The organism is Microbulbifer jejuensis, assembly GCF_047289955.1.
Taxonomy (GTDB): Bacteria; Pseudomonadota; Gammaproteobacteria; order Pseudomonadales; family Cellvibrionaceae; genus Microbulbifer.
The window spans coordinates 70,124-89,909 of the sequence record NZ_JBLBUB010000021.1 but is presented as its reverse complement, the minus strand read 5'-3'; the positions used below and the strand labels follow the sequence as shown (position 1 = coordinate 89,909).

The window sequence follows — 19,786 nt, the reverse complement described above, 5'->3', positions numbered from 1 at the left end:
CTCAGGGGGAGGTTGATGCAGTGGTATGCGATTTAAATAACCGCCCAAGGAAAACATTAGGCTTTGAAACACCAGAAGATTTAATGGATAATTACTTGGCGGCACAAGCCGCATAAATGGTATGCACTTCAAGGTTGAATCCGCGTGATAAGGACAGTGCAAGTATCGCGATAAATTGCTTCATTTTTCAATTCCCGATTACAGTTCACGCTTGTTATAGTGACGGGCAACTTGTTGTGAACCCCACATTAGTATGGGTTGATAGAGAAATAAACTGCCCCGGCATACCTGTTCAAACTCTTCCCCAATTCCCGGTTCTCTGACATTTCCTAGTTTGCAGTATACGATGGGCTTGACAGAGGTCAATACAGCCATCATAGACTTCACCTAAAGCGTAAAAGTGGATACAGAACAGAGCCAACCGGCCAATGCTTGAGGGCTCCCTAGACGCGCAACGATTCTAAAATGCCCCAATTCATAGTGAAGAAGCTGCGCTCTCTGGCAAACACAATGGTCAGTGGGGCATAGGGGGCATGCCCCGGCCACAGGCCAGCGCACCTGTTTTACGTAATGCGCGCTATCATCCTCTACCTACCCTCTTTCCCAGACTCCCATAATGCGGACACCTCTACCCTTCCCTACACTGTCATTCACAGAGGGCCTGTGCTGATAGGCGTAGCTTCTGTACATTGTGGCTTGCGGGAAGAAACCCGCGGCGAGGCTAAAAAAACTAAATATAATCCCTGTCGCGCTTTGAGCGCAGATCCACAAGTTTACTCCAGCAAAGCTATTGCGAATGCATTGAGCTACTGAGCCAATAAGTCGTGGCTTTCCAGAAGCGCTGGATTGCAATACGCCCGGCTTCTAGCAGATAACCGGCAATTTATGAAGTTTCAATAAATTTATCGTGCTCCGCAGACGCACCCAGAATTTTTACCATAAACTCGGAGAGCAAACCGGCAGTAAAGCCCCAGATTTCATAGCCATCATACTGGTAAGCAGGCAGGTGGATAGTGCAGTCATCCATGATGATATGGTCGGTGCGGATGCGCGGGTCGGCAAGAAAAAAAGACAGGGGCACGCGGAACACGGCATCCAGTTCGCCCGGATTTGGGGTCAATTCGATATCCGGAGCGATAACCGCCACCCAGGGCGTAACAGACACTTTCCAGCGGGTGGTGCGCGGCCACAGGGGGCCGAGCATACGCACGGCATGCATAGGCAGAGCGATTTCCTCCTCTGCTTCGCGCAGGGCGGTATATTGCAATGAAGGGTCGGTGGCATCCCAGCGACCACCTGGCAGAGAGACTTCCCCCGAGTGGGTGGACAGGTTGGCAGAGCGCTTGGTGAGAATAACACAGGGGTCCGGCTCATCAGTCAGTGCGATCAGCACCGCTGCATGCCCGTGCAGCGCACTGCCCCTGGGGACACCTGCCTCAAGGGTTGTTAGTTTCTGGGAAATGGATGCTTCAATCTTGTCCAACATAGCAATTCGTTCCACCCGCACACTGTGCATATTCCCTGGGATTTATCATACGGGTTTTTGCGGGAAAGACCGAGTCCTATGTCAAACTATTCTTTTGTGACTATTGGCCAGGTAGTCAAACCAACGCTCCTGGCCTGTTTAATAATCGGTCATCAATATTGACACAAAGACACCCATTCCCCGAGCTTTTCAGCGCAGGAACCAGCCCCAAGGTATCACTCACCTACTGCGGATTTTTGATGGTTCTGAGGCACGTAACCGCCCTTCAGTTTTTCGCGCACCCTCTGCACCATTGCGTAGTACACCGGTACCAGCAACGTGGCAAACAGACTGGCGGCCAACATGCCCCCAAAGACCACTAGGCCCAGGGAGACGCGACTGACCGCACCGGCCCCGGTGGCCACCAGTAGAGGGGCCACTCCGAGAATAAACGATATAGCCGTCATTAACACCGCGCGAAAACGCAGGCGGGTAGCGGAAAGTGCGGCCTCAGTAATGGACTTGCCTTTATCCCTTTCCACGCAGGCAAACTCGACAATCAAAATGGCACTCTTCGCCGCCATGCCGATCAACAGTACCAGACCAATCTGGGTGTAGAGGTTGTTGATGGAACCCGCGAGCCAGACCATCAGCATGGCACCGCTGATGGCAATAGGTACACATAACAGAACGGCGAAAGGGATGCTCCAGCTCTCGTATTGGGCCACCAAAAACAGGTACACAAATACGATGGCCAGGCTGAAGAGAATCGGTACCAGATTACCGGAGGTGACTTCCTGCAAACTGATCCCGGTCCACTCGTAACCATAGCCCTCCGGTAAGTTCTGCGCCAGCGCTTCCATGGCATCCATGGCCTGGCCACTAGAAAAGCCGGGGGCCGGGGCGCCGTTGATGGTGATACTGTTGTACAGGTTGTAGCGCGTGATGGTCTGGGGCGCCACAATGGGTGTGATGGTGGCCACGGAGGTCACCGGCACCAGGCCACCGCTGTTGGCGCGCACATAAAAGCCCGCCAGGTTTTCCTCCTCGTCGCGAAATTGCGCATCCGCCTGGGCAATCACCCGGAACACTTTGCCGTAGAGGTTGAAGTCATTGATGTAATAGCCCCCGAGCAGTGTCTGCAAGGTGAAATAGACTTCCGGCAGGGGCACGCCGAGCACATGGGCTTTTTCTTTATCCAGTTTTAATTCCAACTGCGGAGTGCTGGCCTGGTAACTGGTAAATGCCTGGGCAATCTCCGTTTTCTGGTTGGCATTGCCGAGCAGGTCGAACAGCACCTGGGACAACGCCAGAATACTGCGCCCCTGGAGATCCTCCAGCACAAACTCAAAACCGCCCACCGTACCAATGCCGGGCAGTGGTGGAATGGCGAAGGGCATAATCTGCGCATTGGGAATGGCCGTCAGCTTTTTTTGCAGGCGCTCCATAATGGCAAACTGATGCTCTTCCCTGCTGGTGCGCTCTTCCCAGGGTTTGAGTACAGCAAACATCATCGCGGTATTGGAAGAGGCGCTGCTGGTCAGCTGGTTGTATCCCGGCACAGCCACCACATGGGCCATGGCTGGTTCCTCCAGTAGGATATCCGTGATCTGGTTGACCACTGGGCCCGTTCTCTCCAGGGAGGAACCGTCCGGCAACTGCACGTGCAGTGTAAAGGTGCCCTGGTCCTCATCGGGGATAAAGCCAGTGGGAATATGGCTGAACAACCAGTAAGTGAGGAGAAAAAGTCCAAAGATCGAACCAATCCCCACCAGCGGCAACCCGACACACACCTTCACCAGGCCCACGTAAAAATTGGTAGCCCGGTGCAGGAACTTATTAAAAAAACCAAATAGCCCGGTTTCCCTGATCCCCGCCACCTCGCCCTTTTCTCCCGCCCTCAGAATGCTGGCACAAAGTGCCGGGCTCAAAGTGAGCGCGTTAATGGAGGAGATCGCCACTGCCATGGAAATGGTGATGGCAAACTGCTGGTACATTTTCCCGGTAATTCCCGGCATCAACATCACCGGCACAAATACCGCAAACAGCACCAGGGTAGTGGCAATCACCGGGCCGGTCACCTCACGCATGGATTCCAGCGCAGCTTCTTTCGGGGACAACCCCTCTCCCATCAGGCGCTGGGTATTTTCCACCACGATAATCGCATCATCCACCACGATGCCGATGGCGAGGATCAGGGCAAAAAGCGTGATGGTATTGATGGTCATACCAAAGGCGAGCATCAGGGCAAAAGTGCCCACCAGGGATACGGGTATTGCTATCGCCGGAATCAAAGTGGAGCGCCAGTCCTGTAAAAACAGAAACACCACCAGAATAACCAGGACCAGGGCAATAAAGAGTGTCTCCACAACCTCCTTGACCGAGGCCTCCACAAACAGCGTGGTATCGTAGAGCACCTCCGCGGTCAGCCCCTTCGGGAAACGCTGGGAAAGCTGTGCCACCTTCTCCTTGATCCCTTCGGCCACATCCAGGGCATTGGCATCGGGCAACTGGTACACACCGATCACGGCAGAGGGCTGGTTGTCCAGCTGGCCGTATGAGGCATAGGATTCACTGCCCAGCTCCACCCTGGCCACATCTTTCACTTTAACCATGGCGCCATCGGGCTTGGCGCGAATAGTAATTTCCTCAAATTGCCTGGGGTCGACCAGGCGCCCCTGTACGAGAATATTGTACTGAAACTGCTGGTCTGTGCGAATCGGCGGCGAGCCGAGCTGCCCTGCGGCCACCTGAATGTTTTGCGCCTGTACCGCATCGACGACATCCTGCACGGTGACATCCAGGGAGGCCATACGATTCGGATTGAGCCACAGGCGCATGGCGTAGTTGCGCGAGCCAAAAATCACAACGCTGCTCACCCCCAGCACGCGGGCCAGCTCATCCTTTAAATAAATCTCGGCATAGTTGGCCAAAAACAATTCATCAAATTTTTGCTCCGGGGAAAAGAGATTTACCACCAGCAGCAGCGTGGTACTCTGTTTGGAGACGACAACACCATCCCGCTTCACATCCTCAGGCAGTTGCGGCATGGCCTGCTCCACCCGGTTCTGCACATTCACCTGAGCGATATCATCGTCGTAGCCGGATTTGAACGTGACGGTTAGACTGTAGGTGCCGTCATTACCACTTGTGGAAGACATATAATCCATGCCCTCTACCCCATTCACCTGGGATTCGATAGGCACAGCGACACTGTCCCGCATCACCTCGGCACTGGCGCCCGCATAGGTAGTGGCCACATTGATGGTGGCGGGGGTAATTTCTGGAAACTGCGCTACAGGCAATAAGGGCAAAGAAAGAATTCCCGCCAGGGAAATCAGAATCGAAATCACAAAGGCGAAACGGGGCCGCCGGATGCAAAAAGCGCTGATCATAAAACAGCTAAGCGGCCCGCGGCCGTATCGGTCTACTTGTAATCATCGACGGCTCCTTCAGGCTCGGGATACTCGCTATCAACGTGAATACCCGGCAATAGTTCAATCACCCCCTGGCCGGCACCGGAGTCCGCCGGCAATTCCCCATTGCGGGCGGGTGCTGCGGGCTGCGCTCGGGCATCGTAGGGATCGCGCGGGGTGTTTTGCGGTGTAACCGGCTTGTCCGCCACCACCCGCTGCAATCCGTTGACGATCAACGACTCGCCGGCAACCAGCCCCTGGTTTACAGCCCAGAGTTCCCCCTCCCGCTGCCCGAGGACCAGGTAGCGCTTGAGTGCCATATTCTTCTCGCCCAACACAAATACGTAGCGGCCCTGCATGTCCTCCAGCACCGCCGCTTGCGGCACCAGGGGTTTTAGGGCCTCACTGCCGGTAAAGACCCGGATGGAAACCCGCGCGAACTGCCCCTGCACCAGCAATTGGCTCGGATTGGGGAAGAGTGCGCGCACGGCGACAGAGCCGGTGGTCTGGTCGATCTGGTTGTCGATAAATACGATCTCGCCCCGGTAGGGGTAAAAGTTACCGTCCGGCAACTCAATACGAACGTCCAGCCCTATCGGCGACAGCCCCGTCTGGCGGCGCCTTTGCGTGTCCACCTGCAGGGCGTAGAGTTGGTCTTCCGGCACCTCGAACAGCACATAAATGGGGTTCATCTTGACAATGGTGGTCAGCGGGTCCGAGTCGGGACCCACCAGGGAACCCTCGGTAAATTCGGTGCGCCCGATGCGCCCGGTCAGAGGGGCGTAGATCTTGGTGTAGGAAAGGTCCAGCCGGGCACTTTCCACTTTGGCCCGATCTGCATCGACCTGGGATTTTGTCTCTTCATACGTGCCCATCAATTCATCCATCTGTACCTGGCTGATGGCACCAGTAGCGACCAGGGTGCGGCCGCGGCGGAAATTGCGTTCGGCTACCCGCAGTGAGGCCTTGGATCGCTCCAGATTGGCGCTCTGGTTGTCCAGTTCCGCGATAAAGGGGCGAGGATCTATCTCAAACAGCAGCTGGCCCTGTACAACGGTATCCCCCTCCTGAAAGTGCCGGCTCTGGATGTAACCCTGTACCCTTGGGCGCACTTTATATTCGTCGGTCGCTTCCACCCGGCCGACAAATTCAAAGCGCGGGATGACCGGCTGCTCACGCACTACCAGTACCTCCACGGGGGGCGGCGGGGGTGGCTTTTGCTGCTTATCTTTGTCACCACAGGCGCACAAGACAAATAACACAAGCCCAAAAAATACAATACGCGCCATGGCAGACCGGGGACCGCCTTTGTACACTAGGGTTTCTAACAACTATAGGCGTCAAAAAGTCGGTGGGCTGGCGTTGGAATCCCGCATAGGTATACTGACGTCATGAAATTTTGTAGCCGCTGCGGCAGCGATGCCGTCACACTTTCTATCCCCAAAGGCGACGACCGCCCGCGCCACCTGTGCGGCAACTGCGGCGCCATACACTACATTAACCCCCGGGTGATTGTGGGCGTACTGCCTTATCTCGATGACCGGGTCATGCTGTGCAGACGCGCCATTGAACCCCGCCGGGGACGCTGGACCCTGCCTGCCGGTTTTATGGAGAACGGCGAAACCAGTGAAGAGGGGGCGCTGCGGGAGTCCTGGGAAGAAGCACGCGCTAACATTCGTATGGACGACCTCTACTCAATCTACGATATTCCCCATATCAATCAGGTCTACCTGATGTATCGCGGCGAATTGACAGACACCAATTTCGGACCGGGGCCGGAATCCCTGGAGGTAGCGCTGTTTCGCAAGGGGGAAATTCCCTGGGCGGAGATCGCCTTTCCCATCATGCACAAAACGCTCGAGCATTATTTCGAGGACAGTGAGCAAGGGCATTACCAGTTGCACCGGGGCGTGATCTCACGCAAGCTGTAAATCGCCCAATCTGCAATAGGACTGCCATTTGAAACACCGAGGGAAGTTTGCATGAAATACTTCGCGCTCCTTGCCGTGCTACTGCTAATAGGAAGCGGATCATTCATGCTTCTGCCCACTTCAATTGGCAAGCCTGTTTTGTCTCCGCCGCAATGGCTGCACCCGGATACATTCACCAGCGCAAAACAACGGGCTCAAGACACCATAAAGGCACTACAGACCCAACTACACAAGGCCGCGATACGCACCCCAGCGCTGGCGGAATCCAGCAATTCTCTACAGCGTGAAGAACCCAATACAACCACCACCGAAGTGTTTACCTGGCGGGACCGGGAAGGCAACTGGCACTTCTCCGATACGGTGCCGGAGGGGCTACGCACCCCAGCGCTGGCGGAATCCAGCAATTCTCTACAGCGTGAAGAACCCAATACAACCACCACCGAAGTGTTTACCTGGCGGGACCGGGAAGGCAACTGGCACTTCTCCGATACGGTGCCGGAGGGGCTTGGCAGATCTGTGCGCATACACAGAATAAAACCCATCAATACGGTGCCCGTCGCGGAAATCTCCCCCAGCGCGGCGCAACGACCGCAAGAGCACTTCCCCCCTGGGGACAGTGTTTCCGATCTGCTAAAAGAGATCCGGGCACTGCAAAAAAAACGCCAGCAACACCAACAGGCGCTCGACAACCTCTGACCTTGCGAACTCCCAAGATCTGAGGGCTTGCGTCCGGTTTTTATCGGCTGGGGCCACACCGCTCGTCCAGACGCCACAGGTCAAAGGCCGGCTCCTCGTAGGGATGTGCTTCATACAGGGCCGCCAGCGCCGCATCCACGCAGGTTTCGGCACACACCATCTCCACCCGGTACTCCGCCACCTCTTCCACCTGCCCGGATTCGCCCAGAAACGGCTGACTGCCTGGCTGCGGGCGGAACTGGCCGCTGCCCAGCACCTGCCAGCAGCAGTGATCATAATCGCCAATACGTCCCGCACCCGCTGTAAACAATACTTGTTTTACCGCTGCCAAATGTGTTTCGGGAATATAGATACAGAGTTTATACATTGGAGAGAATCACATTGAAAACACCACACGGCACAGCAGTGTACCACTCAAAAAGCAGGGGGCGTTCAGCCCCCGCTACAGCCCAGTCAAACGCTGTTTATAAGCGCATTTAGAACATCATGGTCATCAGCTTGCGCTGGTATTGGGTGGCAACCGGATCGCCGGCGCCCAGGCTTTTCACGATATCCAGAAAGGTCTGCTTGGCAGCACCGTCGGCAAAGTGCATATCCCGGCGCAGAATATCCAGCAGCAGCTCCAGTGCTTCCTGGTGGCGGTCGGCCTGGCTGTACTGCACGGCCAGTTGATAAGCGGCGTCACCGTCTTGGGGGTTTTCCTTCAGCGCTTTCTGCAGGGCCTGGATTTCCGGCGTATCCGCCGCCTGTTGCTTTAATTCCAGCTGTGCCATCAGTTGCTGGTATTCGGCATCCTGATCAGCGAGCAGGATTTTCCCCAGTACCGTGTCCGCTTCCTGAGCGCGGTTCTGCTCAAGTAATAGCGCCGCCAATTGCTTGGCAATATCCACGCGCTCGGTGGACTCACTGTAGGCCTGGCGCAATAGCGGCAGGGCCGCACCTTTGTTCCCCTCAGCGATCAACGCCTGTGCCTGCTGCAGTTTGATGTCCCAGGGTTTGGGCAGGTACTTGTCAAGCATTTCGCGAATCTGTGACTCCGGCTGCACACCGGTGAAGCCATCTACCGGCTGACCGTCTTTGAGCAACATTACGGTGGGTAGGCTGCGCACGCCCAATTGCCCTGCGAGCATCTGCTCAGTATCCGCATTCACCTTGGCCAACAGGAACTGGCCGGCGTACTCATTTGCCAGCTTTTCCAGCACCGGCATCAATTGCTTGCAGGGCTCACACCAGTCGGCCCAGAAGTCCACCACCACCGGGCGCTGCATGGATTCTTCAATCAGTACCTGCTGGGCGTTGTCCGCCGTTACATCAATAATAAATTCGTTCACAACCACTCCTGAGTTGAGTTTGTCCGCACATAATTTTACAGGGAATTTGGTGAATATTAGCCCAGCGATTCAGCCGGTTTTACAGAATCTCTTTGATCGTCGCCTTTATATTGCCAGTGCAAGCATGTGGGGCCGTCTGGTTTTCAAAAGCTCGTGCCAGCCCGCTTGCGGGAGTGGCGCCCCGCGTTTATCCCATTGACCCCGCTGCCTGTCTGCCGACAGCGTTACTAGCGGTACAGTCTCTCTACTCCGTAAGCCAGCTGCAGGGATTGCCGATCCACTTTGCGCAGACCTTTCACCACCAGCCCATAGGATCGGTCCGCCATCCGCTCGATTTCAAAGTCGGGCACACTGCCATCCAACAATACGGTATTCCAGTGCTTCTTGTTCATATGGTACCCCGGCAGCACACCAGAAAAGATATCCCGCAGGGCCTGGGCCTCATCCGGGTCGCATTTTAAATTGGTGGCATCCACTCCGCGATAATCCCCGAGCGTAGCAAACATCCGCCCCCGGATTTTGAACACCGCCACCGCCGGGCCAAAGGGAAAGTCCTCCATGGCCTCAGGGCGGGAGAGCAGATAATCCCGCAATGCCGCTCTGTGCATTCTATTTCCTACCAGTTCAGGGAGGATGGCAGACGCGGCGAAGACAGCAACCTGGCAAAGCGTTGCCAGCGCTCATCGCCATCCTTTGCGCCATTTTCGACATAATCCGCCACCAGCTTCTTGCCCCAGTTGTAGTTGATCACATAAGCGCCATAGGCGTCGACAAAGTCTTTGCGCTGCTTCGCCTTGGCCGGGCTCATCAGGGTGTACTTCTCAAACAGTGGCGCCACTTGATCGCCTTCGATCTCGCCATCGATATATTGGCGCGCAATTTCATTGCCGGCAAAACCGAGTTTCTCCACCAGCGCCATCACCTGGTCGTATTTCCCGGCACTGGCCGGGTCCAGGCCCGCCAGGGGATAGAGCACCTCCATCTCAAAGCGGGCCTTTTCCCCACCGGGAAAAGCCAGGTCGATACCGTAATTAGCGCTCCCTTCCGCAACCAGCGACTGCGGACTGAACAATGGGTAGACACTGTACTCCACCCAGCCGCGCGTTTTCACCAGCGACTGCTCCAGCAGCGCATTGTAGGTGTGGTGACCGGGATAGCCCTCGTGGCAGCCCAGGTCAATGGCCCGATCAATGGTGATCGGCAGGCCCCGATTGACCTGGATCAGGCTCTGGGCACCGCCCTGGTACCAGTTGTAACCACTCCAGGGTTTGTCGCTGACATATTCCAGCACGAAGTTTTCGTTGTCCGGCAGGGAGATATGCTCCTTGGTGCGCCGCCGGCACTCCTCGATCGCCGCCTCAAACACCGCCTGCAGTTTGTCTGCGGGTATTTCAAATCCCTGCCGGAACGTCTGCACGCGTGCACTCAGGGGCCGGTCTCCAGGCAACAGCGTGTCCAGCTCCAGCAGTAGGGGCTCGAAGCTGGCGAGGTCCCGTTTGGGAGGCTCGGTATCGTAGAGCTGACGCGCTTCATTGGCAAAACTGCGCTCACCCGGCCCGGCGAGGCTGCGCGCGTGAGCCACCAGGGCACGCAATTGGGTTTTCAAATAGTGCCGGCGCAGGTCGTCACGGGCCCCCTGTAACCCCGCTTGCACCGGCAACTGCTGCAACAGCTCCCGGCCACGCTCGGCAATCTGTGCCGGGCTCGCCCCATCGAGGGCCGCCTGTTCCCGCCAGGCCGCCGGACCGTAATAGGCATCCACGTAATGCTTGTCGTGGTTGCCCAGTGCCAATACCAACTGTACATACTCCGTGGCAATGCTATCCATGTCTGTGCCTTCGTTTTTCCCTTCTGCCACCGGCTCCACTGCACCCCGCTGAGTTTTCACTCCGGTTTCCCCGCTGGCTGTGCCTTCGCAGGCACCCAGAAACAGTGCCGCTATCAGTAAAGGCCACAGGCGCAGCCCATTTACCACTCGCTGCATGATTGTCGCTCCCCAGGTTCGTTTCATACGTATTTTGACCTCAAAGTTGTTCTGAGGGGACCCCCGGTGGCAATGGGGGCTGTAGGGTGACAAGTTCACTCAGCCCGGCCTGCCGGTGCGCTCGTTCACGCTATCCGCTTTTGACGCTGCACCGTCACCCACCTGGTGCTGACTTTCCCCCACCCCCGACTCAAATTCCTCGCACACCGGCGCATTGCGCAGCACCAGGAAACCGGCAATGCCGGCGATCACCGAGGCCAGTAGAATGCCCGCCTTGGCCTGGATCAGCAGATCGTACTGGTTGTTGAAGGCCAACTCGGCAATAAAGATAGACATGGTGAAACCGATACCACCGAGCAGCGCCACTCCGACAATATGCTGGAAGTTCGCCGACTTGGGCAACCTGCCCCAGCCCAGTTTCCAGCCGATCCAGGTGGCCCCCACAATGCCCACCAGTTTGCCCAAAACCAATCCGGCAATAACCCCCAATGTCACCGGGTTGACGACTGCACTGGAGCTGGTAAAGCTGTCGAAGGGAATGCCCGCATTGGCCAGGGCAAAAATGGGAATGACCAGAAAACCCACTGGGGTGTGCAAGCGGGTTTCCATGCGCTGCAGAGGCGATTGGGCCAGGTTTACCCCATTGCCAAGGGCCATCACCCGCGCGCGCAAGGCGTCGTTGGCAATGATTTTGTCACCGGGGCGAAAGCAGCGGTCGAAACTGCGGATAATATCTTTCACAAAGGTACTGAAGGCCACCGGATCATATTTCGGTTTGGCCGGTAACGCCATGGCGGTAATCACACCGGCAATGGTGGCATGCACCCCGGCCAGGTAAAACTCATACCACAGTAATATCCCCACAAACACATAGGCCGGGGAGCGGCGTACGCCCGCCGCTTTCAGCAGCCACATAATCACTATGAGGCTGCCCGCTGCAATCAGCGCCGCAACATTCACCTGCTCGGTATACCAGATCGCAATCACCAGAATTGCGCCCAGGTCGTCCACAATCGCAAGGGCCACCAGGAAGGTCACCACCGCACGGGGCACCCGATTGCCCAGCAACGCAATACAGCCCACAGCAAAGGCGATATCCGTGGCCATGGGAATGCCCCAACCACGCTCTCCCTCGCCGCCGGCGTTAAAGGCGACGTAAATCAGGGCTGGCACCAGCATACCGCCAATCGCCGCCATTACCGGCAGAACTGCCTGGCGCAGATCGGACAGCTCGCCCACCATAAATTCACGCTTCAATTCCAGGCCCACAAGGAAGAAAAAGATGGCCATCAGGCCATCGTTGATCCAGTGGTGCAGGGATAGGGAAAACGCCCAGTCCCCGGCACTGAGACTGATCGGCATATGCAGCAGGTGCTTGTAGGCATCCTGCAGAGGGGAGTTGGCGATAATCAGTGCCGCCAGCGCGGAAAGCATCAGTAAAATACCACTGCTGCTTTGGCGGTGGATAAATTCCTCAAAGGGGGTCACCAGGCGCCCAAAGGCCCCTTCCAGCGGTGCCTCAAAGACTTTCCCCTTGCGAATCTTGAACTTATCCAAAATGCTTTTTGCCATTGGCTGACATCCTTATTTTCAAGGTTCGGCCCCACAAAAACCAGGGCTGCTCTTCTACCTATGGGAGCCAGAGGTTAGCATGCCCTCTGTATCCTTAACCATCCTGACAGGATTTCGCGATCAGCCATGACCCGCCTGGACCAGCTCCTTGTACAGCGCAACCTCGCCAATTCCCGTACCCACGCGAAAAAACTTGTAGATGCGGGCAGGGTCCTGTTTTCGGAGGGCGGCCCTTTAGCGCCCGCCCGCAAAGCGGGACAATCCGTCAGTGCGCACTGCGCGCTGGAAGTTAGCCCCCTGCCAGAGGACCGATATGTTTCCCGCGCCGGCTTGAAACTGGCCGCGATTCTCGACCACACCGGGCTGGACCCCAAGGGCTGGCAGGCACTGGATGTGGGCTGCTCCACCGGTGGTTTCAGTGACTGCCTGTTGCAACGGGGTGCCACCTCGGTGGTGGGGGTGGATGTGGGACGGGACCAGCTGGCGCAGCAACTACTCGACGATCCGCGCATGCACTTATTCGAGGGCGTTAACGCCCGTCAACTGACCGCCTCCCAGATGGCGCCTTACGCGGACAACGGCTTCGACGCCATCGTGGTGGATGTTTCCTTTATCTCCCAATCGCTGATCCTGCCGCAGCTGCCCCCACTGCTGAAACCCACCGGACAATTGTTGAGCCTGATCAAACCACAGTTCGAAGTGGGCCCTGCGGGCATCAGCAAAGGCGGCCTGGTGCGCGATGCGAAACTCTACCGCCCGGTGCGCGAACGGATAACCCGTTTGATCCTGGCGCTGGGGCTCGAAGTCAGGGAATATATTGAAAGCCCAATTAAAGGAGGCGATGGCAATCGGGAGTTTTTACTTTGGGCGGTGCCTGTTTGACAGACAAAAAAACTGTACACAGCCAAAGCACATAATCCAAATTTAGGTGGTCAGGTAATTTAAGGTATTAGTGAAACTCGACGAGTGAGGTGTCCAGCTCACTGCCGCTGATACTGAACTCCGCCCCAAGTTGAAACTCAAAAAGTGTATATATCCCGCTTTGCTGCAGCCTCAACCATCGCGAAGAGTAATATATCCATTGTGCGGGTCTTTGTAAGCCGTGCCGGGTTTGAACAGCAATGAACATGCGTGAAGCCTCAAGCGAGCCTTAGGGTTCTTCGGCCCTGTCACGAAAGGGTTCTATCCCCCGGCGAAATGAAAACCTCTCTACGCCCCCCCTGGGGGGAGGCACCGATGGGTTCCCGCGTTAGAGTGAAGCAGATATAAGAGGCAATTTAAGAGAGAACACAATAATGAAAAAACTGGTCAGCGTGGCCGCCGCACTCTGTCTGATGGGGTTGGGTACTGCAAGTGCAACCGCCGCAGACAAGCGGGTGGTTGGGGCGCAGGTGGACCCTTTCTGGCGCAATGCGAGCGTCTATTTCCTGTTGCCGGACCGTTTTGCCAACGGCGATCCGGGCAACGACCGCGCTTATGGGCGCAAAGACGATGCCGAGCGGCTGCGGGGTTTTGCCGGTGGCGATCTCCACGGGGTGCTCGACAAGCTGGAAGCTGGTTATTTTCGCGACCTGGGGGTAACCGCCCTGTGGATGTCCCCGGTGGTGGAGCAGGTGCAGGGTTACGATGAGGGCGATGGCCGCACCTACGCTTATCACGGCTACTGGCCCCGCGACTGGACAGCGGTGGACGCCAACTTCGGCAGCGAGGCAGACCTGCGCCGGGTGATTGAAACCGCCCACAGCCAGGGCATCCGCGTATTGCTGGATGTTATTTTGAACCACACAGGCCCGGTCACCAAGCGGGACCCTCTGTGGCCCGCGGCCTGGGTGCGCACCGCACCGGTGTGCGACTGGAAAAACTTTGCCGGCAATGTTCACTGCGCGCTCACCAGCAACCTGCCGGATATCCGCACGGAAAGCGAGCAGCCGGTGGACCTGCCCCCACACCTGGTGGCCAAATGGCGCAGAGAGGGGCGCCTGCAGCAGGAACAACGCGAATTGGATGCCTTCTTTGCGCGCACCGGCTACCCGCGCGCGCCCAAGTATTACATCGTCAAGTGGCTCACAGACTGGGTGCGGGAATACGGTGTGGATGGCTTCCGCGTGGACACAGCCAAGCATGTGGAACCGGAAATCTGGGCGGTGCTGAAGAAAGAGGCCAGCCTGGCACTGGCACAATGGAAGGCAAACCATCCGGATAAAAAACCCGATGACCGCGGCTTCTTTATGCTGGGGGAGGTCTACCATTTCGGCGTCGATGACTTCGGGCCCACCAAAGGCAGAGTATACAATTTCGGCGACCGGCAAGTGGATTTCTTTGCCTATGGATTCGACAGCCTGATCAATATGGGCTTTGCCCAGCACGCTGCACAATCGCCGCAGGATATTTTTTCCCGCTACTCCTCCGCGCTGCATGGAGGCGCCCTGGATGGGCTGGGCGTGCTCAACTACCTGGGTTCGCACGACGATCATCACTCCTTCGACCGCGAGCGCAAACAGGTCAGGACGGCGGCCCTCAAACTGATGCTGGCGCCAGGCGCCGCGCAGATCTATTACGGCGATGAAATTGCCCGGCCAATGATCGTGAAAGACGCCCGCGGCGACGCCTCCATGCGCAGTTTGATGAACTGGGAAGACCTGGAACGCAGCTCCACCCAAGCACTTCTCGACCACTGGCGCAAACTGGGACAGTTCCGCCGCGCCAATCTGGCACTGGGTGCCGGCGAACACAGGAAACTGGCGGACAAACCCTACACTTTCTCGCGCACCCTGGAGGGGGAACCCCCGGTACTGGTCGCCCTCGGTGTCGAAACCGGTAACAAATCCCTGCCGGTGTACGGTCTGTTTGCCGATGGCACCCTGCTCAAGGACTATTACTCCGGCACTGAGAGCCCGGTGGCCCAGGGGCGGGTTCATTTCAACACGGACAGCGACCTGCTCCTACTGGGGATCGCCCCTGGACGTGAATAATCCGACCGCTTGAGTCCGGCAACCACCCAGGTTTAAGATAAACGTATCAAGCTGCCGGATAAGGTTTTGGGCTTGGTTTATTCTTTTGCCGACTACCGCTCGGCAGGTGGTGAGAAGCAAATTGAATCGCTCCTGCAGGAATTTACCGAACCGATTGTGGGGATGTATCTGTACTATCCGCAAGAATACAGATCTGTGAAGCTACTGCGACTGTTTATCGATCACATTCAGTGGAGCGGATGCTGCAAGGTGCCGGCCTTCCACCGGCTCGGGGCAATCGCCCTTGGCACTGTTTCCCCGCGAATCAGGCAGAGTGTGTCGCGGTCGTGTCGTGCCATTGGATACCCCCCGCAGGGTTACTCTGCCCCGCACTACGGGAGGTTGCACTTACTACTCAATGTCGGTCTCTCCCGACTGTCACACCATTGGGCAGGTGTCACCCCACCCCGTCTACTCAACCCGACCCGAACAACACCACTACGGAAAAAACCCTTTTGCTGTGTGCCGCCCTGTGCAGCAGGCGTGTGCATCGGCACGCCTCGTGTCTGCCTGGGTCCTCCCCGGGGAGGACCCCAGCGCACAACCACCTCTCTCTCAACCAACCCGCGCCTGCGGCGCAGTTACTCACTGTGGCGTGGCCGGTTCTTGGGACAATTGTTCTGATAAGCGCGCAAGCGTTCTCCAGCGGGGATTCTCGGTGGTGCCATTGGCGATTTTGATCAGAGTGAAGTAAGGCACGCCAGAGCGCTCGGAAATTTCTTTCCATTGGCCCCGGCGCTCCCGCAGTTGCGCCCTGACTTTTTCAAGCAAGTCACCACCTGTATCCATCGAAGACCCCCATTTAAGGCTAAATTAGCCATATTGGGATCGAATGTCAAGCCATACATGGTTAGCCATATATGGCAATATGCGGGAATGAAACATCAGCTGAGAAAACGGATCGCCGCCAGGCTCGACCAGGCCATGAGAAACAGCCCCAGCCTCTCCACCCAGGCGGCGCTAGGAAAGCGCAGCGGCGTTGGCCAGACCACCATCGGTCGCATACTGCGAGCCGAGGTCGATGCCCGCGCGGAAACTTTGGGGGCACTCGCCAAGGCTCTGGGAAAATCCGTGGCATATTTCACCGACAGCGGCAAACCACCGCCGGGCAACCTCATCCAGGAAACCCCACTCACCTATACCAGCGATGCCACCGCCCGTGAAATCTGTCGTCGGGTACCACTGATTTCGCCGGTGAAAGCCGTTACCTGGGCAGAGGCTTTTGAGAGTGGCACTGCCTGGGCAGACGGAGAGCAGATTCCCACCACCACCCGCGTCGGCCCGCGCGCGTTTGCCCTCAAGGTGGAAGGGGACGCCATGACCGCACCCAATGGCCTCTCCATCCCGGAGGGGTACATCGTGGTCGTGGACCCGGACTGCGACTGCGAGAACGGCTCCATTGTGGCCGCCAGGCTGCCCGGCGACAAAAAAGTCACCCTGAAAAAGCTGGTTATCGATGGGCCCAATCAGTATTTGAAATCCCTCAATCCCGCCTATGTACCCATTCAAATGAACCGCAACGGCAAAATCATTGGCGTGGCCAAAAGTGTCCTGTTCGATCTGTAAGGACAGCCCCAGCCCCTGAACATAGCCCTCGCCGCGGTCCCACGGACCCCGCAATATGGCGTCCGGGCGCTTGCTGCGGCAGATTCCACGCCGGTCCCCCGCACACAGGCTGGCATTTTTTCGCGACGCAGCCCCCCTACTCCACACGCCCGCCAGCCGTGGACAGGCCCAGCTTCATAAAACCCAACTCCCTGTGTAGGCATCGATGGCACCGTCAGTACCGTTTTTGACTAGTCCATACCCTGCCATCGCCATACACTGGGAGGCTGAAACGGGAGGGGTCGATGAAAATCGATACAGCAATTTGCACCAGAGCGCGCCTGGCGCGCGACCGGCGCTTCGACGGGCGCTTTTTCACCGCGGTAAAAACCACCGGGATTTTCTGCCGCCCCATCTGTCCAGCGCGGTCCCCACTGGAACGTAATGTCACCTATTTTGCCACCGCAGCGGAAGCGGCAAACGCCGGTTTCAGGCCCTGCCTGCGCTGCCGACCGGATTGCGCACCGGGCAGCCCGGCCTGGGGGCTGGTCTCCACCACGGTGCAGCGGGCGCTGAAGTTAATGCGCAGTGAGCGCGAACCCCAGTCCGTGGAAAGGCTCGCGGAACGCCTCGGTATCAGCAGCCGCTACCTGCGCCGTTTATTCGCCGAGCACCTGGGGGTGAGCCCCCTGGCGGTATGGCAGACTGAGCGCGCGCTGTTTGCCTTCCGGCTATTGCGCGACACCCCTCTGGCGATTGCCGAGATCGCCTTTGCCTCGGGCTTTAACAGCCTGCGCCGTTTTAATGGGGTATTTAAGCAGCTCTACCAACGCACCCCGTCTGAAGTACGCCGAGCGGGCAGTGCCGACGGAATGGCAAAGGGCGCACCTGCACGGGTACAGCTGTCTCTTGATTATCGTCCGCCACTGCACTGGCCACAGATACTGGCCTTTCTCGGCGTCCGCGCCCTCGCTGGAGTGGAGCGGGTGGAAGATGGGATTTACCAGCGCAGTTTTGAACTCGACCGCTACCGGGGTGTACTGCGCGTGGCCCACGAGCCGGAGCATCACCGCCTGCTGGTGGAAATCAGCAGCCAGGGGGGCGCTACCGGTCTGTACCTGCTCAACCAGCGCCTGCGCCGCCTGTTTGACCTGGATGCGGACAGCGCTGCAATTGCAACGGTGTTAAGCCGCGACCCCCTGCTGGCCCGCCAGTTGGAAATGGCACCGGGCCTGCGCCTGCCCGGCGCCTGGGACCCCTTTGAGACTGCCCTGCGGGCGATTTTGGGGCAGCAGATCAGCGTCGCCGCAGCCACCACCATCGCCGGGCGCCTTGTCGCCCGCTACGGGACCACTTTTGTGGATGACGCCGGCACAAAACACACCCTGTTTCCCACTGCAGAGCAACTGGCGCAGGCGGACTTTGCCGGCCTGGGCCTGACCCGCAGCCGCACAAAAACACTGCGCGGGTTTGTGGCGGCGACCCGCGATGGGCGCATCGATTTTACCCAGCCCTCCCTGGATTCCTGGTGTACGCAGGTAACTGCACTACCGGGCATCGGTGACTGGACAGCGCAGTATATTGCCATGCGCGGCCTGTCCATGCCCGACGCCTTTCCCGCTTCGGACCTAGGTATTTTGCAGGCGTTGGGCAGCGCCAATGAAAAAGCAACGCCCAAAGCGGCCCTGGCAAGGGCCGAGCACTGGCGACCCTGGCGCGCCTACGGCGCCCTGTTGCTGTGGCAGTCATTGAAATCGGGAGAGCCAAGATGATCCATTACCAGCGTTACACCACCGCACTGGGAGAAGTAGACATCGCCGCCGGCGAAGACGGTATTGTTGCACTGCAGTTTCACAACAAAGCACGCCCACTGTGCCTGGCTGCGGATTGGCAACCCGGTGCCACGGCATTGACCGACCGGGCCGCGCAACAGCTGCGGGAGTATCTGGCGGCAAAGCGACAGGACTTCCACCTGCCCCTGGCACCCCGCGGTACCGCATTCCAGCGCCGGGTATGGGAGGCACTGCTGGCAATTCCCTATGGTGAAACCCGCAGCTATACCCAGCAAGCACAGCATCTGGGGCAACCGCGCGCCATCCGCGCTGTAGCGCGCGCCAATGGCGCCAACCCTGTGGCGGTGGTGATTCCCTGTCACCGGGTGATCGGGGCCGATGGCAGTCTCACAGGCTATGCCGGCGGCCTGCCTCTGAAGGCACACCTGCTCACTCTGGAGGGAGCCCGGTTTGTAGCTCCGCTCCCCTAATCCGGGCTTTGCAACGCCCCGAGGTCACAGTACCCGTGATGACCGGCCTTCATGCTTTGGAGAATAGATTCAGAGGTCTTTGCCCAATTCACAGTTTTTGGTACTGTTCTGCCTGATGAGTTTGCTGGCCTCTATAGAACGCGCCTCCGGGAGAGGGAAACCAACCCTGTCAGTAGCACTGCCGGCCCAGTGGAGGGGATGGTTCTTAGGGGTTCCCCTGCTTCTGTTCACACCAGCCTTTCGATTTATTTTTCCCAAAGCCCGAGCCTTACAGCCATAACTGCATTGGCAATTTTCCCGACCGCTGTCGTTTGTCTTATCTGCTCTCGCATGATTGTACCAATTGGTATCTCTGGTTGCTGATTTGCACCTACAGGTGAATCTCAAGATAAGCATATTTAAAGCCAGATAATAGGACAATTAGGAAGATGAAATAGCTTTTGCTCTGGGGCTGGGGCTGACCTTATGCACATCCTTTGAGAATAGCTGTGATTCCACAAGCTGTATTGGCGCTATTGAAACAGTAACTACAAATTGAAATCCCTTGATTTCTATCGGTAATTCTGACGTCT

The 19,786-nt window shown here is 57.6% G+C and carries 16 protein-coding genes; 7 read left to right on the top strand and 9 right to left on the bottom strand.

Annotation, left to right across the window (positions count from 1 at the left end; all coding sequences use genetic code 11):
* Positions 1-883 precede the first annotated feature (883 nt).
* The 3 genes from ACL7TT_RS14340 to ACL7TT_RS14330 all read right to left on the bottom strand — a co-directional run bounded on the left by ACL7TT_RS14340 (position 884) and on the right by ACL7TT_RS14330 (position 6,197).
* Positions 884-1,486: an NUDIX hydrolase gene (locus tag ACL7TT_RS14340; RefSeq protein WP_413396365.1), complete on the bottom strand. Its 603-nt coding sequence runs from the start codon at positions 1,484-1,486 to the stop codon at positions 884-886.
* A gap of 215 nt (positions 1,487-1,701) precedes the next feature.
* Positions 1,702-4,860: an efflux RND transporter permease subunit gene (locus ACL7TT_RS14335; protein WP_413396363.1), complete on the bottom strand. Its 3,159-nt coding sequence runs from the start codon at positions 4,858-4,860 to the stop codon at positions 1,702-1,704.
* A 32-nt stretch (positions 4,861-4,892) separates the two neighbouring features.
* Positions 4,893-6,197: an efflux RND transporter periplasmic adaptor subunit gene (locus ACL7TT_RS14330; RefSeq protein ID WP_413396361.1), complete on the bottom strand. Its 1,305-nt coding sequence runs from the start codon at positions 6,195-6,197 to the stop codon at positions 4,893-4,895.
* Between the two features lie 75 nt (positions 6,198-6,272).
* Here ACL7TT_RS14330 and ACL7TT_RS14325 point away from each other — a divergent pair, with 75 nt between their 5' ends.
* Complete coding sequence (locus tag ACL7TT_RS14325) at positions 6,273-6,812, top strand: NUDIX hydrolase (RefSeq protein ID WP_413396359.1); 540 nt, start codon at positions 6,273-6,275, stop codon at positions 6,810-6,812.
* 105 nt (positions 6,813-6,917) lie between these two features.
* Positions 6,918-7,508, top strand: coding sequence for a hypothetical protein (locus tag ACL7TT_RS14320; RefSeq protein WP_413396357.1), 591 nt, complete (start codon positions 6,918-6,920; stop codon positions 7,506-7,508).
* A gap of 40 nt (positions 7,509-7,548) precedes the next feature.
* On the opposite strand, the gene ACL7TT_RS14315 is transcribed toward ACL7TT_RS14320, so the two are convergent.
* The 5 genes from ACL7TT_RS14315 to nhaA all read right to left on the bottom strand — a co-directional run bounded on the left by ACL7TT_RS14315 (position 7,549) and on the right by nhaA (position 12,395).
* Positions 7,549-7,875 carry a YqfO family protein gene (locus tag ACL7TT_RS14315; protein ID WP_413396355.1) on the bottom strand — a complete coding sequence of 109 codons (327 nt, stop codon included), beginning with the start codon at positions 7,873-7,875 and terminating at the stop codon, positions 7,549-7,551.
* Between the two features lie 109 nt (positions 7,876-7,984).
* Positions 7,985-8,839 carry a thioredoxin gene (gene trxA, locus ACL7TT_RS14310; RefSeq protein ID WP_413396353.1) on the bottom strand — a complete coding sequence of 285 codons (855 nt, stop codon included), beginning with the start codon at positions 8,837-8,839 and terminating at the stop codon, positions 7,985-7,987.
* Positions 8,840-9,066: 227 nt separating this feature from the next.
* A complete protein-coding gene (locus tag ACL7TT_RS14305; protein WP_413396351.1) occupies positions 9,067-9,447 on the bottom strand; it encodes an MmcQ/YjbR family DNA-binding protein in 381 nt (126 codons plus the stop codon).
* Between the two features lie 8 nt (positions 9,448-9,455).
* Entirely contained in the window at positions 9,456-10,823 is a 1,368-nt protein-coding gene (locus tag ACL7TT_RS14300) for a hypothetical protein (protein WP_413396349.1), read from the bottom strand.
* Between the two features lie 99 nt (positions 10,824-10,922).
* Positions 10,923-12,395 (bottom strand): Na+/H+ antiporter NhaA, encoded by a 1,473-nt coding sequence (gene nhaA, locus ACL7TT_RS14295; RefSeq protein ID WP_413396347.1) that lies wholly within the window; start codon positions 12,393-12,395, stop codon positions 10,923-10,925.
* 126 nt (positions 12,396-12,521) lie between these two features.
* Between nhaA and ACL7TT_RS14290 the strand changes: the two genes are divergently transcribed.
* Positions 12,522-13,277, top strand: coding sequence for a TlyA family RNA methyltransferase (locus ACL7TT_RS14290; RefSeq protein WP_413396345.1), 756 nt, complete (start codon positions 12,522-12,524; stop codon positions 13,275-13,277).
* 413 nt (positions 13,278-13,690) lie between these two features.
* A complete protein-coding gene (locus ACL7TT_RS14285) occupies positions 13,691-15,367 on the top strand; it encodes an alpha-amylase family glycosyl hydrolase (protein WP_413396343.1) in 1,677 nt (558 codons plus the stop codon).
* 624 nt (positions 15,368-15,991) lie between these two features.
* On the opposite strand, the gene ACL7TT_RS14280 is transcribed toward ACL7TT_RS14285, so the two are convergent.
* On the bottom strand, positions 15,992-16,195 hold the full coding sequence (locus ACL7TT_RS14280; protein WP_299942797.1) for a hypothetical protein: 204 nt from the start codon (positions 16,193-16,195) through the stop codon (positions 15,992-15,994).
* An 87-nt stretch (positions 16,196-16,282) separates the two neighbouring features.
* On the opposite strand from ACL7TT_RS14280, the gene ACL7TT_RS14275 reads away from it, so the two are divergent.
* The 3 genes from ACL7TT_RS14275 (at position 16,283) to ACL7TT_RS14265 (ending at position 19,214) form a co-directional block, all read left to right on the top strand.
* Positions 16,283-16,972 (top strand): LexA family protein, encoded by a 690-nt coding sequence (locus tag ACL7TT_RS14275; protein ID WP_299942799.1) that lies wholly within the window; start codon positions 16,283-16,285, stop codon positions 16,970-16,972.
* A gap of 284 nt (positions 16,973-17,256) precedes the next feature.
* Positions 17,257-18,723: an AlkA N-terminal domain-containing protein gene (locus ACL7TT_RS14270; protein ID WP_413396341.1), complete on the top strand. Its 1,467-nt coding sequence runs from the start codon at positions 17,257-17,259 to the stop codon at positions 18,721-18,723.
* On the top strand, positions 18,720-19,214 hold the full coding sequence (locus ACL7TT_RS14265) for a methylated-DNA--[protein]-cysteine S-methyltransferase (RefSeq protein ID WP_413396339.1): 495 nt from the start codon (positions 18,720-18,722) through the stop codon (positions 19,212-19,214). The genes ACL7TT_RS14270 and ACL7TT_RS14265 overlap by 4 nt, the downstream gene beginning before the upstream one ends.
* The last annotated feature ends 572 nt before the right edge of the window (positions 19,215-19,786 follow it).

What these genes read in the sequence shown, in the direction of transcription:
- ACL7TT_RS14340 (WP_413396365.1), bottom strand. Translation starts at nt 1,486, where the DNA reads ATGTTGGACAAGATTGAAGCATCCATTTCCCAGAAACTAACAACCCTT.
- ACL7TT_RS14335 (WP_413396363.1), bottom strand. Translation starts at nt 4,860, where the DNA reads ATGATCAGCGCTTTTTGCATCCGGCGGCCCCGTTTCGCCTTTGTGATT.
- ACL7TT_RS14325 (WP_413396359.1), top strand. Translation starts at nt 6,273, where the DNA reads ATGAAATTTTGTAGCCGCTGCGGCAGCGATGCCGTCACACTTTCTATC.
- ACL7TT_RS14320 (WP_413396357.1), top strand. Translation starts at nt 6,918, where the DNA reads ATGCTTCTGCCCACTTCAATTGGCAAGCCTGTTTTGTCTCCGCCGCAA.
- ACL7TT_RS14315 (WP_413396355.1), bottom strand. Translation starts at nt 7,875, where the DNA reads ATGTATAAACTCTGTATCTATATTCCCGAAACACATTTGGCAGCGGTA.
- ACL7TT_RS14305 (WP_413396351.1), bottom strand. Translation starts at nt 9,447, where the DNA reads ATGCACAGAGCGGCATTGCGGGATTATCTGCTCTCCCGCCCTGAGGCC.
- ACL7TT_RS14300 (WP_413396349.1), bottom strand. Translation starts at nt 10,823, where the DNA reads ATGCAGCGAGTGGTAAATGGGCTGCGCCTGTGGCCTTTACTGATAGCG.
- nhaA (WP_413396347.1), bottom strand. Translation starts at nt 12,395, where the DNA reads ATGGCAAAAAGCATTTTGGATAAGTTCAAGATTCGCAAGGGGAAAGTC.
- ACL7TT_RS14290 (WP_413396345.1), top strand. Translation starts at nt 12,522, where the DNA reads ATGACCCGCCTGGACCAGCTCCTTGTACAGCGCAACCTCGCCAATTCC.
- ACL7TT_RS14285 (WP_413396343.1), top strand. Translation starts at nt 13,691, where the DNA reads ATGAAAAAACTGGTCAGCGTGGCCGCCGCACTCTGTCTGATGGGGTTG.
- ACL7TT_RS14280 (WP_299942797.1), bottom strand. Translation starts at nt 16,195, where the DNA reads ATGGATACAGGTGGTGACTTGCTTGAAAAAGTCAGGGCGCAACTGCGG.
- ACL7TT_RS14275 (WP_299942799.1), top strand. Translation starts at nt 16,283, where the DNA reads ATGAAACATCAGCTGAGAAAACGGATCGCCGCCAGGCTCGACCAGGCC.
- ACL7TT_RS14270 (WP_413396341.1), top strand. Translation starts at nt 17,257, where the DNA reads ATGAAAATCGATACAGCAATTTGCACCAGAGCGCGCCTGGCGCGCGAC.
- ACL7TT_RS14265 (WP_413396339.1), top strand. Translation starts at nt 18,720, where the DNA reads ATGATCCATTACCAGCGTTACACCACCGCACTGGGAGAAGTAGACATC.